Origin of the sequence: Streptomyces sp. NBC_00377 (assembly GCF_036075115.1) — a bacterium.
Taxonomy (GTDB): Bacteria; Actinomycetota; Actinomycetes; order Streptomycetales; family Streptomycetaceae; genus Streptomyces.
Window position 1 is genome coordinate 820,061 of record NZ_CP107958.1, and the last position, 17,127, is coordinate 837,187.

Consider the following 17,127-nt stretch of genomic DNA (forward strand, 5'->3'; position numbering starts at 1 on the left):
GTGCATCGCATACAAGGATCAGGTTTTCAGATAGTGAACGATCACCTGGTGAGGGAAAGGCCCCTGGTCACGCGGCTCGCGGTGGGGAGCAGCCGCTCCCGTACCTGATCGATCCGGTGCAGCCGGTCGGCCGGCAGCGAGACGCCGAGCGAGCCGAGGGTGTCGCCGCTGTAGACCGGTACGGCGACGCAGACCGTCCCGAGGGTGTACTCCTCGAGATCGGTGACGGCGGGCGCCACGGGCGAGGAGTCCAGTTGCCGGAGCAGTTCGGGGGCGCTGGTGATGGTCCGGGGTGTGAGATCGGCGAGGTGGTGGCGGGAGAGGTACTCCTTGCGGGCTTCGTCGTCCAGCTCCCGCAGCACCGACTTGCCGAGGGCGGTGGCGTGCCCGGCGTCCTCGAAACCGACCCACAGGTCCACCCGGGGCGCCCGGGGGCCGTCGACGATCTCGGCGACCCGGATCTCCCCGTCCTCGTAGAAGGTGAGGTAGGCGGCGGTGGCGAATTCGTCGCGCAGCGCGGCGAGGGCGGGGCGGACCCGGCTGAGAAGCGCCTGTCCACGCCCGGCGGTGTGCAGCGTCTGGATCCGGTCCCCGAGGACGAACCCGCCGTCGGCAAGTTTCCGCAGGTAGCCGTCGTTGACGAGGGTGCGCAGAAGGTGGTAGGCGGTGGCCAGGGGCAGCCCCGTCTCACGCGCCAGCTGTTTCGCCGGCGCGCCGTTCTCGTGCGCGCTCGCCGCCTCCAGCAGTCGGAACGCGCGCTGCACGGAGGTGATGAGCGTGGGGCCGTCCCGCGCACCCATGGACCCAGCGTGCGCCACGGACCTGGTCCCGGCAAGGCGCGCGGGCCGGGGAGGCTGCCCGGGTGCGGGTTCGGCGGTTACGCCGCCGGCGGGAGTGCGCAGTCGGCGCAGGATCCGGTGGGCCGGCCGGCCGGCGCGTCGGTCGCGGGCCGCGGCGAGCGGCTCAGCACCCCGGCCGCTTGACGTGGCCATAGGGCGGATACGCCTTGAAGCTGATCATCACCTCCAGGGGGTGACCGCCGCCGGGCGGCTGCGCCAGTGCGGGGAGCGCCGTCATCAGCACCGGGTAGCCCTTCTCGACGTCCTTGTGCGTCGGGCCCCGGCCCGCCGCCTCGGCGAGCTCCGCGGCCGTCTCGGCGAACACGTCCCGGCTGCCGAACAGGAAGAACGTCCGTGCGTGGGTGGCGTGCCGCAGCCCGTCGCGGAAGTCGGTCCGCCGCGAGCGCCCACTCCAGGAGGCCGCGTCCCGGGCGGTGCGTGACTCGTCGGTGCCGACGGTCAGCGGCGTGCCGTGCACCAACCTGCGCCGCAGCCCGGGCCACTTGCTCGCGCGCAGGCCGAGGCTGTGGTGGGCCAGGACGAGGTCCACCGGCTCGCCGATGGCGTCCTCGCACGGGAGGCCGTCACGCAGCGGCACGTGGACGATCGTGTGCCGCGAGTAGGCGGCGAAGGAGAACAGGCCCGCGAGCCGGTTCAGCCCGTCGTGGTCGCCGAGCAGCAGGCCGATGGGCTCGGGGGCACTCAGCGAGGTGTGCAGAAGGGGGTGCCGCGGCTGTACGACACGGTGCTCGTGCGGCCCGGTCCGGGGTCTGAACTGCCGCAGCCTCAGCTGCATACGGGATTCCTCATGGCGTCGAGGATCGCGGGTGGCCGCCCCGCTCGGCAACGGAGATTCCCGCGTCGCGCGCGTGTGCCCACGGTCCGCCGCCGTACGAACGGCTCTCCTCCGCGCGACCGGGACCGCTGCCGCGGCGGAGGGCTCCGGCTGCCCGCCGTACCCGGAAACGGGCGGCCTCGCGCGGCCGTCACATACCGGCGGGTCCCGACGTCGTACCCAGCAGGGCGGACAGTTGCGGAGAGTACGTGGCGTGCAGGACGAGTGCCGCGCTGCCCACCACCGCCGCGTCCGTGCCGAGCCACGACGCCGCGACCTCGACGACCCGGACGTGCCGGGACAGCGGCCGGTTCGCCAGGGCGGCGGCGACGACCTCGACGTACCGCGACTCGACGTGCTGGATGCCGTGTCCGCCGAGGACGATCAGGTCCACGTCGATGAAGTTCACGATGTCGACGGCGACCGAGGCGACGTGCTCCGCGGTCTCGTCGATGACCGCCGCCGCGACCGGGTCGCCGGCCGCCGCCGCCACGCCGATGGCGGCGTGGTCGACCGCCTCGGGATTCGCGGCGAACAGCCGGGCCAGCGCACTGCCCGGGTGCGGGCCGGCGGCGAGCCTGCGGTGCACCTCGGTGACGATCGCCGTGGGGTTGACGAGCCGTTCCAGACAGCCCCGGTTGCCGCAGTAGCACTCTGGTCCCTCGGGCAGCACGGAGGAGTGCCCGAACTCCCCCGCGTTCAGTGAACCGCCCCTGTACACCTGGTGGTTGAGGATGAGACCGCCGCCGACGCCGGTGCCGAAGAAGAAGTAGGCGAAGTCCGCGACGCCCCGGCCGGCACCGGACCAGCGCTCACCGACCGCGGCGGCGGTGGCGTCGTTGTCGAGGGTCACCGGGAGGCCGGTCGCCTCGCCGAGCATGCGCTGCACCGGCACCCGTGTCCACCGGGCGAGCTGGGGCGCGCCGACGATCGCGCCCGCCTCGAGGTCGATCGGCCCGGGAGTGGCGAGGCCGAGGCCGAGGACCTTGCCGCGGTCGACGCCCGTCCCGGCCAGCACGTCGGCGACCAGTTCCGCCATGTCCTTCACGACCTGGGCGGGGTCGGTCGCGGGGTCCGTGGGGCGTTTCCTGACCACCAGGGGCCGGCCGAGCAGGTCGACCACGGTGCAGCTCAGTTCGACGGGATCGAAGTGCAGGCCGACCGCGCTGCCCGCGTCGGCGTTGATCCGCAGGGTGGTGCGGGGTTTCCCCCCGCTGGACACCCTGCTCGCGCCGTCCTCGCGCACGATGCCCTCGTCGAGCAGGCGGCGCACGATGCCCGAGACCGTCTGCGGGGTGAGGCCTGTGTGCTGGGCGATCTCGACCCGGCTGACGCCGTCGGCGAGCTGGATCTGGTCCAGCACGACGGCCCGGTTGTACCGCCCGACCCTGGGAAGGTTCGTTCCTGCCTGGCGCACGCGCGGTCCCCTCTCGTTTCCCCACGCCAACCTATCCCCCACAGCCCATTGACTTAGTAAAACAAATGGATTTAGTGTCCGGACCCGCAGTCGAAATACCGGACACGAAGGCACAGGGCAGTGCCATCGGAGGCAAGTTGATGTCCTTGAAATGCCGCACGCCCGAAGGCTCGGGTACGCCTCGGCGCGTCACCGGCGGTGGGGAGCACCGCTCATGACGCCCACTGCCCCGACCCTGCTCGAGATGCGGTCGATCACCAAGACCTTTCCCGGCGTCACCGCGCTCGCCGACGTCAGCCTCCTCGTGCGGGAGGGCGAGATCCACGCGATCTGCGGCGAGAACGGCGCCGGTAAATCCACCCTCATGAAGGTGCTCAGCGGGGTGCACCCGCACGGCAGCTACACCGGTGACATCGTCTACCGGGGTGAGCAGGTCCGGTTCCACGACATCCGGGCCAGCGAGCGGGCCGGCATCGCGATCATCCACCAGGAACTGGCCCTGGTGCCCGGCATGTCGATCACCGAGAACCTGTTCCTCGGCAACGAACCGCGCCGCCGCGGGGGCATCGACTGGAAGGCGGCCCAGCGCCGGGCCGTGCAGCTGATGGAGCAGGTCGGGCTCCGTGAGGACCCCGACACCCTCATCCGGGACATCGGCGTCGGCAAGCAGCAACTCGTCGAGATCGCCAAGGCGTTCGCGAAGGACGTGAAGCTGCTGATCCTCGACGAGCCGACCGCCGCTCTGAACGAGGACGACTCGCGGCACCTGCTCGACCTGCTGCGCGGCTTCCGCGAGCGGGGCGTCACCTCGATCATCATCTCGCACAAGCTGAACGAGATCGAGGCGGTCGCCGACACCATCACGATCCTGCGCGACGGCCGCACCATCGAGAGCCTCGACGTGCGGGCCGACGGCGTCAACGAGGACCGCATCGTGCGGGGCATGGTCGGCCGGGCGCTCGACAGCCGCTTCCCCGACCGCACGCCCGACATCGGCGACGTCTTCTTCGAGGTCCGCGACTGGACGGTGCGTCACCCCGGTTCCGACGAACGCATGGTGTGCAAGGGCTCGACGTTCCATGTGCGCCGCGGGGAGATCGTCGGCTTCGCGGGACTCATGGGCGCGGGCCGCACCGAACTCGCGATGAGCCTCTTCGGCCGCTCCTACGGCACGTGGCTGTCCGGGCGGGTCTTCAAGGACGGCGAGGAGATCCGGCTGAACACGGTGTCGGACGCCATCCGGCACGGACTGGCCTATGTCAGCGAGGACCGCAAGTCGATCGGCCTCAACCTCCTGGACGACATCAAGACGTCGATGGTCGCCGCCAAGCTGTCGAAGATCGCCCGGCGTCGCGTCATCGACCCGGTGCGCGAGCACCGGATCGCCGAGGAGTACCGCCAGAGCCTGCGGATCAAGACGCCAAGCGTCGACGAGGGCGTCGTCAAGCTGTCCGGCGGCAACCAGCAGAAGGTCGTCCTGGCGAAGTGGATGTTCACCGACCCGGACCTGCTGATCCTCGACGAGCCGACCCGCGGCATCGACGTGGGCGCCAAGTTCGAGATCTACGGGATCATCCAGCGGCTCGTCGCCCAGGGCAAGGGGGTCGTCCTGATCTCCTCCGAGCTGCCCGAGCTGATCGGCCTGTGCGACCGCATCTACACGGTGTTCGAGGGCGCCATCACCGGTGACGTGGCGCGCGCCGACGCCGATCCGGAAGTCCTGATGAAGCAGATGACCGCTACCAAGAAAAGCCTCACTCCATGAGCCGTGTGACCGACCTTCAGAAGAACCTCTTCGGAGGCACGACCTCCAACGCCCGTCAGTTCGGCATGATCTCCACCCTGGTGGCGATCGTCCTGCTGTTCCAGATCTGGACCGGCGGCCTGACGCTCACGTCCGGCAACCTCATCGCCGTCGTCAGCCAGTACTCCTACATCCTGATCCTGGCCATCGGAATGCTGATGGTGATCGTGGCCGGGCACATCGACCTGTCGGTCGGCTCCGTCGCCGCGTTCACCGGCATCGTCGTCGCCAAGGCGATGCAGGAGTACGACCTCCCGTGGCCCGTCGGCATCCTGCTCGGCCTGCTCGTCGGCGCGGCGATCGGCGCCTGGCAGGGCTTCTGGGTCGCCTACATCGGCGTGCCCGCCTTCATCGTGACCCTCGCCGGGATGCTGCTGTTCCGCGGCGGCAACCAGTACATCGGCAATGCCGACACGGTCCCGGTGCCCGAGGGCTTCCGCAAGATCGGCGCGGGTTTCCTGCCCGAGGTCGGGCCGGACACCGGGTACAACAACCTGACGCTGCTGCTGGGCGCGGCCGCGTGCGCGGGCGTGGCCTGGCGCGAGTGGCAGGCGCGCCGGACCCGTCGCGAGATGAACGCCGACGTGGCGCCGCTGTGGGTCACCGGCATCCGTCTGGCCGTCATGGTCGTCGTCATCGTCTTCGCGACGCTCCGCTTCGCCGGCGGGCGGATCGGCACCAGCCTGCCGATCTCCGGCATCATCCTGATCGTCCTGGTCCTGGCCTACTCGCACTACACCCGCAACACCATCGGCGGCCGGCACATCTACGCCGTCGGCGGCAACGCTCGCGCGGCAGAGCTGTCCGGCGTGAAGCTCAAGCGGGTCAACTTCCTGGTCATGACGAACATGTCGGTGCTGGCCGCGCTCGCCGGCATGATCTTCGTGGCGAGGTCCGCGGCTTCCGGCCCGCAGGACGGCCTGAGCTGGGAACTGGACGCCATCGCGGCCGTGTTCATCGGCGGCGCGGCGGTCTCCGGAGGCCTGGGCACCGTCAGCGGCTCGATCGTCGGCGGTCTGGTCATGGCACTGCTCAACAACGGCCTCCAACTGGAGGGCGTCGGCTCCGACATGGTCCAGATGATCAAGGGGCTGGTCCTCCTGCTCGCCGTCGCCTTCGACGTCTACAACAAGAGCCGGGGACGCTTCTCGATCATCGGGACGCTGACCGGCCGGTTCCGGCGGGACGACCCGGCGGCCCCGACTCCCCCGCCGGCCCCGGACTCCGACGCCGACAAGGCCAGGGTCGCGGGCTGACCGCAGCACCCGTAACGCCTCCGTCGCGTTCGGCGGCACATCACACTCCGGCAACCAGCACCGCACGAAGGGCACACTCCACCATGCGCACACTCGTCATCAGAAGCATCGCCGCCGTCGGCGCCGCCGCCCTGCTCACTCTGGGCACGGCCTGCTCCAACGAACGCGAGGGCGCCGCCGACACCGACGGCGCCGGCGCCGGCGCCAAGGGCTTCGCAGAGAACTCCCTGATCGGCGTCGCCCTGCCGTCCAAGACCTCGGAGAACTGGGTGCTCGCCGGCGACCTGTTCACCGACGGTCTCAAGAACGCGGGCTTCAAGGCAGACGTCCAGTACGCGGGCGCCTCGACCACCGTCGCCGACCAGCAGGCGCAGATCTCCTCCATGGTCACCAAGGGCGCGAAGGTCATCGTCATCGGCGCGACCGACGCCTCCCAGCTCGCCACCCAGGTGAAGCAGGCCAAGGAGGAGGGGGCCACCGTCATCGCCTACGACCGGCTCATCACCAACACCCCGGACGTCGACTACTACATCGCCTTCGACAACTACAAGGTCGGTCAGCTCCAGGGCCAGGCCCTGATCGACGGCATGAAGGCGAAGAAGCCGAAGGGTCCCTGGACGATCGAGTTGTTCTCCGGATCGCCGGACGACAACAACTCCAAGGTCTTCTTCGACGGCGCGATGAGCGTGCTGAAGCCCTTGGTCGACAAGGGCGACATCGTTGTCGGCTCCGGTCAGACCGACATCAAGCAGACCGCCGTGCAGGGCTGGAAGGCGGAGAACGCCCAGCAGCGCATGGACTCCCTGCTGACGTCGGCCTACGGCAGCGGCAAGACGCTCGACGGTGTCCTGTCCCCCAACGACACCCTCGCCCGGGCGATCCTCACCTCGGTCAAGGGGGCCGGCAAGCCGGTCCCGGTCGTGACGGGCCAGGACTCCGAGGTCGAGTCGGTCAAGTCGATCATGGCCGGTGGGCAGTACTCGACCATCAACAAGGACACCCGCAAGCTCGTCACGGAGACCGTCAAGATGGTCACGGCCCTCCAGAAGGGCGGCAAGCCGACCGTCAACGACACCAAGTCGTACGACAACGGCGTCAAGGTCGTCCCGTCCTACCTCCTTCCGCCCGTCATCGTGACGAAGAAGAACGCGGCCGAGGCATACGCCAACGACCCCAAGCTGGCACCGCTGACCAAGTAACACGAGCCGCCGTCCGCGCCCGCCCCGAAAACTCTCCGGGGCGGGCGCGGACGGTCACGTGGCGGGCCCCGGATGAGCGGGGGCGCACATCGTGGCTCCGACCTCGCGGGCGGCTGCGAGGTAGGCGAGCACCAGGGGCCGTGCGTCCTCCCGGGCGGCCGCCACCGCCAGCCGGGAGGGGGAGAGCCCCCGGACAGGGAGGGCGACGACCTCGTCCCGGACGACCAGCGGCGCGTTGCCGGCGGCCAGCAGCACGACCCCCTGGCCGCCGGCGACCGCCTCGTGGGTCTCCTCCGCGCCGGCCACCACCGCGCCGATCCGCGGCGGGCGGCCTTCGCGGGCATCGAGCGCGAGCCAGTGGTCCCGCAGCGGGCCGGCCTCCGCCGGGAGGGCGAGAAACGGCTCGTCCAGCAGGTCGGCGAAGTCCACCATTCCCTCGGGGTCGGACGCGGCCCGTGCCGCCAGGGGGTGCCCGTCCGGCAGCGCGACCAGCCGGGGCTCGCGGGCCACCACCTCGTAGCGGTAGCGCTTCTCGTCCGGCAGCGGCAGCCAGACGAAGGCGACGTCGCTGGATCCGTCCGCCAACCCGGCACTGGGGTCGGCCCAGTTGACCTGGCGCAGGACGGGTTGCGCGTCCGGGTGCCGCGAGACGAGGCGGGTCCGCAGGGCGGGCAGCAGCCCCCGGCCCGGGCTGGTGGACATACCGATCACCAGCGTGCTCCGCTCGGCGGCCCTGGCCTCCCGCACCGCCGCCTCCGCGGTCTCCCAGGCGGCCAGCACCTCGCGGGCCCGGGGCAACAGGGCCTCGCCCACCGCGGTCAACCGCACGGTCCGCCGGTCGCGTTCGAACAGGACCACGTCCAGTTGCTTCTCCAGCATCCGTATCTGCTTGCTCAGCGCGGGCTGGGAGACGAACAGCCGCTCGGCGGCCCGGGTGAAGCTCAACTCCTCGGCGACCGCGGTGAAGTAGCGCAGATCACGCCCGTGGATGTCCATGCCCCATGGCTATCACAGCGGGTCTTGGACGCCGTCCCGGTGCCGGGCGAAGGATGGGACCTGTCGACGGGGAGGACCCGGACGGCAGTAGACGAGGGAGACGAGGATGCGCGAGAACGCCAAGGTATGGCTGGTCACCGGCGCGAGCAGCGGCTTCGGGCGGGCCGTCGCGGAGGCCGCGGTCGCCGCCGGCGACACGGTGATCGGCGCGGCCCGGCGGACCGGGGCGCTGGACGACCTGGTGGCCGCCCACCCGGACCGGGTGGAGGCGATCGCCCTCGACGTCACCGACGGCGAGCGGATCGACGCCGTGGCCGCGGACGTCCTGGCCCGCTACGGCCGGGTGGACGTGCTGGTGAACAACGCGGGCCGCACCCAGGTCGGGGCCTTCGAGGAGACCACCGACCGGGAGCTGCGCGACCTGTTCGAGCTGCATGTGTTCGGCCCCGCGCGGCTGACCCGGGCGCTGCTGCCTCACATGAGGGAGCGGGGCAGCGGATCGATCGTCAACATCAGCAGCTTCGGCGGCCAGTTGTCCTTCGCCGGGTTCTCCGCCTACAGCGCGACCAAGGCGGCTCTGGAGCAGCTGTCGGAGGGCCTGGCCGACGAGGTGTCTCCCTTCGGCGTCAAGGTGCTGATCGTGGAGCCGGGCGCGTTCCGCACCAACCTGTTCGGCAAGGGTGCGGCGTACTTCTCCGAGGAGAACCCGGCGTACGCGGAGAAGGTCGGGGCGACCCGGCGGCTGGTGCAGGGCGGTGACGGCAGCCAGCCCGGCGATCCGGCCAAGGCCGCCGCGGCGATCCTGCTGGCCCTCGAAGCCGAGAGGACCCCGCTCCGGCTCGCCCTCGGCGGCGACGCCGTCGACTTCCTGACCGGACACCTGGACTCCGTGCGCGACGAGCTCGTCGCCTGGGAGAAGGTCTCCCGGGGGACGGACTTCGACGCCGAGTGAGGACCGGGCGCGCGGCAGGGGCCGGTGCCCCTGCCGCGCGCCCGGCTCGAAAGCCGTTCACCTCACGGGTAGTTCACCAGGTTCGCCACGTTGGTGGCGGAGTCCGACGGCCCGCCCCGGTCGTTGATGACGTGCCGGATGGTCCCGGTGCCACCGAGCGAGACCGTCACCATGTTCCGGAACCGCACGTTCGGGCCGGCCGGGGCCTCGAAGGCGTGTTCGGCGGTGACGCCCGGGGCGACGTTGAAGTAGCAGTAGCTGCCCAGTCCGTAGGCCTGGTGGCTGGTCACCGAGTTCGCGACCTTGTAGGCGGCGTAGCCCTGGGTGGGCCCGTTCATCCAGGCGGCCTGGTTCGGGGGGTCGTAGGGCATCTCGTTCTGGTAGAAGTACGTCCGGCCGCCGTTGCCGTTCCACAGGGTCTGGTGCTTCTGGTAGTGCTCGACGAACAGGCCGTACATGGTGACGTCGTCGCCGTTGACGACGAGTCCGGTGTCCGCCGTGTTGGTGTTCCAGCCGACACCGGTGCCGTGGTCCGCCCGCCAGATCCACATGTGGTCGCCGATGACGTCGTCGCTGTTCACGACGAGGCTGGTGGTGGCCCTGCCCACGGCGGCCCCGCCGACCCGGAAGTACACGTCGTGCAGGGAGGTGGGGTTCGCGGCGTGGTCCGCGGCGGCCCCGGCCGGGCCGATCTCCACGAGGGTCTGCGAGTTGGCGGTACCGGCGTCGAAGAGCACGCCTGCCACCTTCACCCCGTCGACGTCGGCGACCGTCATGGCGGTGACGCCGTTGTCCGGGACGAACGTGGCGAGGCCGAGTCCGAGCACCACGGTGTCGGGGCGCGTCACACGCAGGGTCTGGTCGAGGTGATACACGCCGGGCGTGACCAGCAGGTTCTTGCCCGCGGCGAGGGCGGCGTTGATCTGTGCGGCGGTCGCGCCCGGTGTGACGACGAAGAACTGGTCGATGCCCAGGGAACTGCCGGCGGCGGTTCCGTTCGCCCAGGTGGTGGCGGATGAGTTCGTGCGCACGGACGGCACGAACACCTTGTAGGCGCCGGCGCCGTCCACGTACAGGAAGGGCTTCTCCCGCACGGTGGGCGTCTGGTCGACCGTCGTGTAGGGCGGGTTGGGGAAGCTGTTCCCGGGCACCCCGTGGCTGCCGACGAAGACCATGTTCCAGTTGGAGCCGGTCCAGCTGCCGAGCTGTGAGTTGCGGGTCAGCCACTGCTGCTGGGTGCCGGACCGCACCTGGCCGTCGATCCTGCTGTCGGCCATGAACCCGCCGCTGGACCAACCGCCGTCACTCAGCTCCAGGTTGCCACGCACATGCATACGCCGGTATCCGGACGCCTGGGACACCGCCCACCGGTCCGTCCCGCCCGTGGGGTTGACCGAGAGGTTCTCGGCGCCGCGCCAGAAGTTCTGGGTGGCGTTCTGCGGCGGGAACCAGTCGGCCTCCACGTGCACGGCGCCGTTGACGGTGACCGAGTCGGGCGACAGCCCGAGGCCCAGGACCTGGGTGTAGAAGCCGACGTTGACGTCGTTGCTGTACGTACCGGGCTTGAACAGGACCGCGTAGCGCTGGGAGCCGAACTGGTTGGTCTCCTGCTGCTGGAAGATCGAGTTCAGTCGGCTCTGGATCGTGGACGAGGGCATCGAGGGGTCGAAGACGACGACGTTGGGGCCGAGGTCGACGTCTCCCGGCGTGGTGCCGACGGGTGCGACCTGGAAGCGCTGGGCGACGGTGCCGTTGCAGGTGTACTGCACCAGCTGGACGCTGTCCGCGGTCGAGGCGGAGGGGACGTCGAGGCACTTGCCGCTGTTGCGGTTGACGAACCGGTACGCGCCGCCGCCCTCGTCCACCGCCTGCCACTGCTGGTTGGCGCCGCCGCCGTACGTCCACAGGTGCACGGCCGCGTTGTCGGCCGTGGACACGTCGCTGACGTCCACGACCTGCTGGGCGTTGTTGCGGTTGCCGATGCGTACGAACCCGTCGCCGGTCGCGGTGAAACTCCACTGCTGGGCGGTGCTGTTGTTGCAGGCGTACTGCTGGACGACGGTGCCGTTCGCGGTCGCGGCCGCCCGGGCGTCCAGGCACTTGCCGCTGCCGGAGTTCACCACCGTGGACCAGCCGGTGGGGAGGGCGGCGGCCTGGGGGGCGGCCCGGGACGCCTGGACTCCGGTCACCGGCGGGACGGGTCCGGTGGCCGCCGCGGCACCGTTCGCCGGTGTTCCGCTCAGTCCGGTGAGCAGGGCGGCGACGGCCGCCGTGCCCAGAACGCCGCGTACCGCGCGTCGGTGTGCGAACCTCGTGGTCATCGGGTCACCGTCCACTTCTGGTTGGCGGCTCCGGTGCAGGTCCAGATCTGCAGCCTGGTGCCGTCGGCGGAGCTGTTGCCGGTGGCGTCCAGGCACTTTCCCGCCTGCGGGTTGACGATGTCCCGGGCAGCGGTGACCGTCCACTGCTGGGCGGCGGAACCGTTGCAGTCCCACAGCTGAGTCCGCGTTCCGTCGGCCGTGCCTCCCGAGTCCACGTCCAGGCACTTGCCGAGGGCGCGGATCGTGCCGTCACCGCCCACGGTCCACTGCTGGGCGCCGGTGCCGTTGCAGTCGTACAACTGCACGGCCGTGCCGTTGGCCGTGTCGGCTCCTGCCACGTCCACGCACTTGCCGCCGACGCCGGTGACGGGGCCGCTGCCGCCCGGCTGGGCGGTGCTGACGCGCACGTAGTCGACCAGGAGCTGCTGGGGGAAGGCCGTGCTGCCGTCGGGGTCCCCGGGCCAGTAGCCGCCGACCGCGAGATTGAGGATGAGGAAGAAGGGCTTGTCGAAGACCCACTGTCGGCCGCCGAGGTCGGCGGGCGTGCGCCGCTGGTAGACGGTGCCGTCGACGGACCAGGTGATCGTGTTCGGGCTCCAGTCGACCGCGAAGGTGTGGAACGCGTCGGCGAACGCCTGACCGCCGGGCAGGGTGTACCCGGCGCCGATGCCCGCGGAGCCCGAGTATCCGGGGCCGTGCAGGGTACCGTGGACCGTGGCCGGCTCGAAGCCCACGTTCTCCATGACGTCGATCTCGCCCGAGGCGGGCCAGCCCACCTGGCCGATGTCGTTGCCCAGCATCCAGAACGCGGGCCACATGCCCTGACCGCGCGGGACCTTCATCCGCGCTTCGACCCGGCCGTACGTCGTGGTGAAGCGGCCCGCCGTGTTCAGCCGGGCCGAGGTGTACTCGCACCGTCCGTACCAGCACTGGTAGTTGCCCGGGTTCTCCCGGCGGGCCGTGATCACCAGATGGCCCTGGCCGTCCAGAGCGGCGTTGCGGTTGCCCGCCGTGTAGTACTGCCGCTCGTGGTTGCTGACGTTGTCACCGGTCTCGGTCTGCCATCGGGCGCCGTTAACGGCCGAACCGGCGGGACCGTCGAACTCGTCGGAGAACGCGACGGCGGCCGCCGCGGACGTTGCGGCGGCGCGTGCCGGGGGGTCCGCGGCGAGCGCGGACGCGCCCTGCGCCGGCCCGGTGGACAGTGACGCGAAGGCCAGGATCGAGGCCAGCGGCAGGAGCAGGCGCCGAGGCAGGCGTGGAGAGGCCATGACTCTCCCTTCCTGATGAAGACGGACCATCAAGGCATGCTCATGACAGTCCGGGGCGCGGGAAGGCGTATCGCCCATGACCGCGCCGATTGGGTGGGGGGCGAACCAGCCCTGACGGGGGCTTAGTTCACTACGTGATTTAAGAAGTGAGTAATGACCCTGTCAAGAGTTTGGTATGGACCGGATACGTGGTGACGCGGAGCGTTCCCGAGCCGTGGCCCGCGCCGACGGGGGTGACGGCGCGGACCGCCGGGGGCGGTCCGGCGCCCGCGGGTCCCGAGGGGCAGGATGGAAGCATGAGCGTAGTCAAGATCAACGTACTGACCGTCCCGGCGGAGCAGCGGGAGACCCTCGAGAAGCGGTTCGCCGCACGAGCCCATGCCGTCGAGAACTCCGACGGATTCGAGTGGTTCGAGCTCCTTCGGCCCGTCGAGGGCACCGACACCTACCTCGTCTACACGCGGTGGCGTGACGAGGAGTCGTTCCAGGCGTGGAGGGACGGTCCGATGAAGTCCGCGCACCAGGGCGCCGGCGCGACGGAGGGCGAGCGGCCCAAGCCCGCGGCGTCGGGATCCGCCCTCTGGTCCTTCGAGGTGGTGCAGCAGGCGGTGCCGAAGGCCGAGTAGGCGGCACCTGCCCCACGCCGAGCGCCGAGGCGGCGAGGACGCCGGCGGGGGACCCGTGCGCGGATCCCCCGGTTCCTGCCCTCACCGGCTCCGCGCTCGGCCACCTGCGGCGTGCACGCCTCGCCGCGGCCGTACCGGCGGGCCCTGTCCGCGGCTGCTCACACGATCGGCCGGCCGAGATCGACGTCCTGAGATCCGAAAGTCCGGAAGGCCCGGGAGCCCCGGGGACCGGAGGCCTCACGTCCGGGGATCCCGAGGTCCCGCGGCCCCGGAGGTCTCGAGGTCCGCGGTCCGCAGGCCGCGAGGTCCCCAGGGTCGTGCGGCGACAACTGGGTTTCGCACCCGCGAACTTGACGCGCCATCATATAGTTGCGGCGGCTCGCGGCATCCCCTGTCCCCCGCCGCGCGGCCGACCCCACCGGAAAGGCACGACCCTGCGGAACGAACCGCGCAGCCGCACCCACGACGCGTCCCCCGCCCTGGCCTCGCCCCGCCGGTCGGTGTTCTCCCCCGCGGCGGACGTCATCGGGTCGGAACTCGATCTGCGGATGACCGGCAGCCACGTCGTGCACGCGCTGACCCCCGAGTTCTGTGACGCGGCCGCCGTGTACCTGCTGGAGCGGTGGCGCGTGGAGGAGAACGGGCGCGCCGGCGCGGACGCGCCCGGGATCGAGGCGCGCAGGATGGCGCTGCGCGTCGGACCGGGCGCGCTGGAGGACTGGGAGGGCGGGCTGCCGGTCGGCGAGGTGATCGCCTTCCCCCGGGAGACGCCGTACGCCCGTGCGCTCGCCGCCGGGCAGGCGCAGGTGCTCGACGCCGTGGACCCGCACACGTCCGAGCGGCTCGTCGCCGCCGGAGACGGTGAGGCGCGCGTCAGCGACCTGCTGCGTGTGGCGTCCTTCCTCGTCGTGCCCCTGCGGCTGCGGGACGTGCCGATCGGCTTCGTCACCTGCACACGGGGGCCGGGCCGTGCGCCGTTCGGCGCGGCCGACGTGGCCGCCGTGGAGGCACTGGCCGCGCGGGCCGCCGTAGCGCTGGACAACGGGCGCCGGTACGAGCGTGAGCGGCGGACCTCGCTGGCCATCCGCAACAGTCTGCCGCCGGGAACGGGCCAGGAGTTCGGGGGCTGCCGCACCGCGCACGGCTGGCTGCCCGCCGGGCGGGGCAACCTCGTCGGCGGTGACTGGTCCGACGTGCTGAGACGGCCTGGCGACCGGGCCGGCCTGATCGTCGGGGACGCCATGGGGCACGGCCCGGAGTCCGCCGTCGCGATGATCCAGCTGCGCACCGCCGTGCGTACCCTGGCGGGCCTCGACATCCCCGCGGCCGACCTCATAGGACGGCTCGACACGCTCGCCGGGGACTCCCCCGGCGTGTCGTTCGCGACCTGCATATACGCCGAGTGGGATGCCCGGCGGGGCACCTGCACCCTGGTGGGGGCCGGCCACCCGCCCCCGCTGCTGCGCGGACCGGACGGCCGCACCGCCCCGGTCAGGCTGGCCGGGACGGGTCTGCCGCTCGGGCTGGGTGCCGGCAGCTACGAGGAGACCGTGCTGAGCGTGCCGGATCCGGCCCTGCTGGTGCTCTACAGCGACGGTCTGGTCGAGTCCCGCGACGCCGACATCGACCAGGAGATCACCCGCCTCGCGCGGACCGTGGACGCGGTGACGGCCGCCGAGCCCATGGACGGCGCCGGGGCGGGCGCACTGCCTGCGCTGTGCCGCCGACTCCTGCACACCCCCTCCGGCGCGGCCGGGGCCGACGACCGCACCCTGCTGCTGGCCGAACTGACCCCGGCCCGCCGCTGATCCGCCGGGACCGACGCGTCTTCGGCCTCCGTGCGGGGGGTTTCGGTTCCTGCGGTTCCGCGCCGCGTCACTCAGTGTTCGCGGGCGGGAAGGCTGTCGAGGCCCGTGTCGCGCATGATGCGCCCGACGGTCCGCGTGAGTGTGCTGTCGGCGCCGATGACGGTCTCGGCGCCACCCGGCAGCAGATCGAGGTCCCGGTACCAGGCACGCAGGTCCGCCTCGGCGACCTCGTGGGCGATCGGCTTGGTGGCATGGCGTACGAGGGTCTCGGCGAGCGGCACATGGAGGTAGTAGCCGTGGGTCGGGCCGCGGTGGTCCGCGCGCAGCCGCTCGAGCATGGCCCCGTACCGGTCGGCGTACAGGATGCCTTCCAGGACGACGTGGTACCCGGCGTCCAGGGCGTAGCGGGCGACGGCCTCGATCAGCCCGATGTTCGCTCCGCCGGGGCGGTCGTGCTCGCGCAGCACGACCCGGCGGAGGTTGTCCTGCCCGACTATGGCCAGGCCCCGGCCGAAGCTGTCGCGAAGGCCTGCCGCCACCGCCGACTTCCCCGAGGCGCTGTTGCCCCGCAGCACGATCAGCCGGGTCTCCCGGGTGCCCACCATCACGGCGGTCAACGCTACCGGCACCGGCGCGGGTACCGGTACCGAGGCCGACGGCCCGGACGCGCGCCGGCCCCAGGACGACTCGGGCAGACCGCGTCTGACGGGGCCTCGGGCACCGGATCCTTCCGTGCGCGGGTTGTTCGAATCCATCGAAAATGTGAACGGGTGTACGTAACAGGGTCGTTGGGACGTAGGTTGTGGCTCGAACTGCTCACGCCTCGGCTGAAAGACGGACGCCCCTCATGACCGACCATGTGACCTCGCCCGGACCAGCGGCCCATCAGAAGATCGACACATCGGTGCCTCACTCGGCCCGTATCTGGAACTACTGGCTGGGGGGTAAGGACAACTACCCCGTCGACGAGCAGGCCGGTGACGCCTACACCGCCGTGTTCCCCGGCATCGTCACCATCGCACGGAGCAGTCGTGCGTTCCTGCGCCGCAACATCACGTATCTGGTCTCCGAGGCGGGCATACGCCAGTTCCTGGATGTCGGTACCGGCCTGCCGACCGCCGAGAACACCCACGAGGTCGCCCAGCGGATCGCGCCCGAGACCCGGATCGTGTACGTCGACAACGACCCGATGGTCCTGGCCCACGCCCGCGCGCTGCTGTACTCCACCGCGGAGGGCGCGACCTCCTACGTCGACGCCAATGTGCTGGAGCCGGAGCGCATTCTGGCGGCCGCCGCCGAGACGTTGGACTTCTCCCGCCCCACCGCGCTCATCCTCAGCAACATCCTGGGCCATGTCGCCGACTACGACCGGGCCCGTTCCATCGTCACGACGCTGATGGCGGCACTGCCGTCCGGCAGCTACCTCTCCGTCAACGACGGTTCACGGGGGATCGATCCGGTCTTCGAGGAGGCCCAGGACGCCTACAACGAAAGCGGCGCCGTCCCTTACAACCTGCGCTCCGTCGACGAGATCACGGGGTACTTCGAGGGACTGGAGCTGCTGGAGCCCGGAGTCGTCTCGGTCCCCCTCTGGCGCCCGGAGGTCACCTCCCCCGCCCCGGACGTCATCGGCGAGCACGGGGGCCTCGCCCGTAAGCCCTGACACGCGCCGAGGCCGCCGTTCCCGCCGGACGGCCGGACAACCGGACGTCGAGCGCTGAGGTCCGTCCCGCCGCACCGGCCACCAGGCCGGTGCGGCGGAGCCGTTCGGCTCCCCTGCTCGCCGGGCTCCGGGGCAGGCAC

The 17,127-nt window shown here is 71.1% G+C and carries 14 protein-coding genes; 7 read left to right on the top strand and 7 right to left on the bottom strand.

The window, feature by feature from the left end; translation table 11 throughout:
• Nucleotides 1–41: 41 nt before the first annotated feature.
• The 3 genes from OHS71_RS03800 to OHS71_RS03810 form a co-directional block, all read right to left on the bottom strand.
• Nucleotides 42–800: an IclR family transcriptional regulator gene (locus tag OHS71_RS03800; RefSeq protein ID WP_328476777.1), complete on the bottom strand. Its 759-nt coding sequence runs from the start codon at nucleotides 798–800 to the stop codon at nucleotides 42–44.
• A gap of 163 nt (nucleotides 801–963) precedes the next feature.
• Nucleotides 964–1,635, bottom strand: a complete 672-nt coding sequence (locus OHS71_RS03805) for a hypothetical protein (protein WP_328476779.1) — start codon at nucleotides 1,633–1,635, stop codon at nucleotides 964–966.
• Nucleotides 1,636–1,825: 190 nt separating this feature from the next.
• Nucleotides 1,826–3,091: an ROK family transcriptional regulator gene (locus tag OHS71_RS03810; RefSeq protein ID WP_328476781.1), complete on the bottom strand. Its 1,266-nt coding sequence runs from the start codon at nucleotides 3,089–3,091 to the stop codon at nucleotides 1,826–1,828.
• Between the two features lie 214 nt (nucleotides 3,092–3,305).
• On the opposite strand from OHS71_RS03810, the gene mmsA reads away from it, so the two are divergent.
• The 3 genes from mmsA to OHS71_RS03825 all read left to right on the top strand — a co-directional run bounded on the left by mmsA (nucleotide 3,306) and on the right by OHS71_RS03825 (nucleotide 7,350).
• On the top strand, nucleotides 3,306–4,856 hold the full coding sequence (gene mmsA, locus OHS71_RS03815; protein ID WP_328476783.1) for a multiple monosaccharide ABC transporter ATP-binding protein: 1,551 nt from the start codon (nucleotides 3,306–3,308) through the stop codon (nucleotides 4,854–4,856).
• Nucleotides 4,853–6,151: a multiple monosaccharide ABC transporter permease gene (gene mmsB / locus OHS71_RS03820; RefSeq protein WP_328476784.1), complete on the top strand. Its 1,299-nt coding sequence runs from the start codon at nucleotides 4,853–4,855 to the stop codon at nucleotides 6,149–6,151. Before mmsA ends, mmsB begins: the two co-directional genes overlap by 4 nt.
• An 83-nt stretch (nucleotides 6,152–6,234) precedes the next feature.
• Nucleotides 6,235–7,350: a sugar-binding protein gene (locus tag OHS71_RS03825; RefSeq protein WP_328476785.1), complete on the top strand. Its 1,116-nt coding sequence runs from the start codon at nucleotides 6,235–6,237 to the stop codon at nucleotides 7,348–7,350.
• Nucleotides 7,351–7,404: 54 nt separating this feature from the next.
• On the opposite strand, the gene OHS71_RS03830 is transcribed toward OHS71_RS03825, so the two are convergent.
• Nucleotides 7,405–8,346, bottom strand: coding sequence for a LysR family transcriptional regulator (locus OHS71_RS03830; RefSeq protein WP_328476786.1), 942 nt, complete (start codon nucleotides 8,344–8,346; stop codon nucleotides 7,405–7,407).
• Between the two features lie 106 nt (nucleotides 8,347–8,452).
• Between OHS71_RS03830 and OHS71_RS03835 the strand changes: the two genes are divergently transcribed.
• Entirely contained in the window at nucleotides 8,453–9,298 is an 846-nt protein-coding gene (locus tag OHS71_RS03835; RefSeq protein ID WP_328476787.1) for an oxidoreductase, read from the top strand.
• 62 nt (nucleotides 9,299–9,360) lie between these two features.
• Here OHS71_RS03835 and OHS71_RS03840 read toward each other — a convergent pair whose 3' ends face one another.
• Together OHS71_RS03840 and OHS71_RS03845 are read right to left on the bottom strand one after the other, a co-directional pair.
• Nucleotides 9,361–11,619, bottom strand: a complete 2,259-nt coding sequence (locus tag OHS71_RS03840) for an RICIN domain-containing protein (protein WP_328476790.1) — start codon at nucleotides 11,617–11,619, stop codon at nucleotides 9,361–9,363.
• On the bottom strand, nucleotides 11,616–12,890 hold the full coding sequence (locus OHS71_RS03845; RefSeq protein WP_328476792.1) for a ricin-type beta-trefoil lectin domain protein: 1,275 nt from the start codon (nucleotides 12,888–12,890) through the stop codon (nucleotides 11,616–11,618). Before OHS71_RS03845 ends, OHS71_RS03840 begins: the two co-directional genes overlap by 4 nt.
• A gap of 296 nt (nucleotides 12,891–13,186) precedes the next feature.
• Here OHS71_RS03845 and OHS71_RS03850 point away from each other — a divergent pair, with 296 nt between their 5' ends.
• Together OHS71_RS03850 and OHS71_RS03855 are read left to right on the top strand one after the other, a co-directional pair.
• Entirely contained in the window at nucleotides 13,187–13,516 is a 330-nt protein-coding gene (locus OHS71_RS03850; RefSeq protein WP_328476794.1) for an antibiotic biosynthesis monooxygenase family protein, read from the top strand.
• Between the two features lie 548 nt (nucleotides 13,517–14,064).
• Complete coding sequence (locus OHS71_RS03855) at nucleotides 14,065–15,324, top strand: PP2C family protein-serine/threonine phosphatase (protein ID WP_328476796.1); 1,260 nt, start codon at nucleotides 14,065–14,067, stop codon at nucleotides 15,322–15,324.
• A gap of 71 nt (nucleotides 15,325–15,395) precedes the next feature.
• Here OHS71_RS03855 and OHS71_RS03860 read toward each other — a convergent pair whose 3' ends face one another.
• Nucleotides 15,396–15,929 (bottom strand): kinase, encoded by a 534-nt coding sequence (locus OHS71_RS03860; RefSeq protein ID WP_328484380.1) that lies wholly within the window; start codon nucleotides 15,927–15,929, stop codon nucleotides 15,396–15,398.
• Nucleotides 15,930–16,171: 242 nt separating this feature from the next.
• Between OHS71_RS03860 and OHS71_RS03865 the strand changes: the two genes are divergently transcribed.
• On the top strand, nucleotides 16,172–16,987 hold the full coding sequence (locus OHS71_RS03865; RefSeq protein ID WP_328476798.1) for an SAM-dependent methyltransferase: 816 nt from the start codon (nucleotides 16,172–16,174) through the stop codon (nucleotides 16,985–16,987).
• Nucleotides 16,988–17,127: the final 140 nt, after the last annotated feature.

What these genes read in the sequence shown, in the direction of transcription:
- OHS71_RS03800 (WP_328476777.1), bottom strand. Translation starts at nt 800, where the DNA reads ATGGGTGCGCGGGACGGCCCCACGCTCATCACCTCCGTGCAGCGCGCG.
- OHS71_RS03805 (WP_328476779.1), bottom strand. Translation starts at nt 1,635, where the DNA reads ATGCAGCTGAGGCTGCGGCAGTTCAGACCCCGGACCGGGCCGCACGAG.
- mmsA (WP_328476783.1), top strand. Translation starts at nt 3,306, where the DNA reads ATGACGCCCACTGCCCCGACCCTGCTCGAGATGCGGTCGATCACCAAG.
- mmsB (WP_328476784.1), top strand. Translation starts at nt 4,853, where the DNA reads ATGAGCCGTGTGACCGACCTTCAGAAGAACCTCTTCGGAGGCACGACC.
- OHS71_RS03825 (WP_328476785.1), top strand. Translation starts at nt 6,235, where the DNA reads ATGCGCACACTCGTCATCAGAAGCATCGCCGCCGTCGGCGCCGCCGCC.
- OHS71_RS03830 (WP_328476786.1), bottom strand. Translation starts at nt 8,346, where the DNA reads ATGGACATCCACGGGCGTGATCTGCGCTACTTCACCGCGGTCGCCGAG.
- OHS71_RS03835 (WP_328476787.1), top strand. Translation starts at nt 8,453, where the DNA reads ATGCGCGAGAACGCCAAGGTATGGCTGGTCACCGGCGCGAGCAGCGGC.
- OHS71_RS03840 (WP_328476790.1), bottom strand. Translation starts at nt 11,619, where the DNA reads ATGACCACGAGGTTCGCACACCGACGCGCGGTACGCGGCGTTCTGGGC.
- OHS71_RS03845 (WP_328476792.1), bottom strand. Translation starts at nt 12,890, where the DNA reads ATGGCCTCTCCACGCCTGCCTCGGCGCCTGCTCCTGCCGCTGGCCTCG.
- OHS71_RS03850 (WP_328476794.1), top strand. Translation starts at nt 13,187, where the DNA reads ATGAGCGTAGTCAAGATCAACGTACTGACCGTCCCGGCGGAGCAGCGG.
- OHS71_RS03855 (WP_328476796.1), top strand. Translation starts at nt 14,065, where the DNA reads ATGACCGGCAGCCACGTCGTGCACGCGCTGACCCCCGAGTTCTGTGAC.
- OHS71_RS03860 (WP_328484380.1), bottom strand. Translation starts at nt 15,929, where the DNA reads ATGGTGGGCACCCGGGAGACCCGGCTGATCGTGCTGCGGGGCAACAGC.
- OHS71_RS03865 (WP_328476798.1), top strand. Translation starts at nt 16,172, where the DNA reads ATGACCGACCATGTGACCTCGCCCGGACCAGCGGCCCATCAGAAGATC.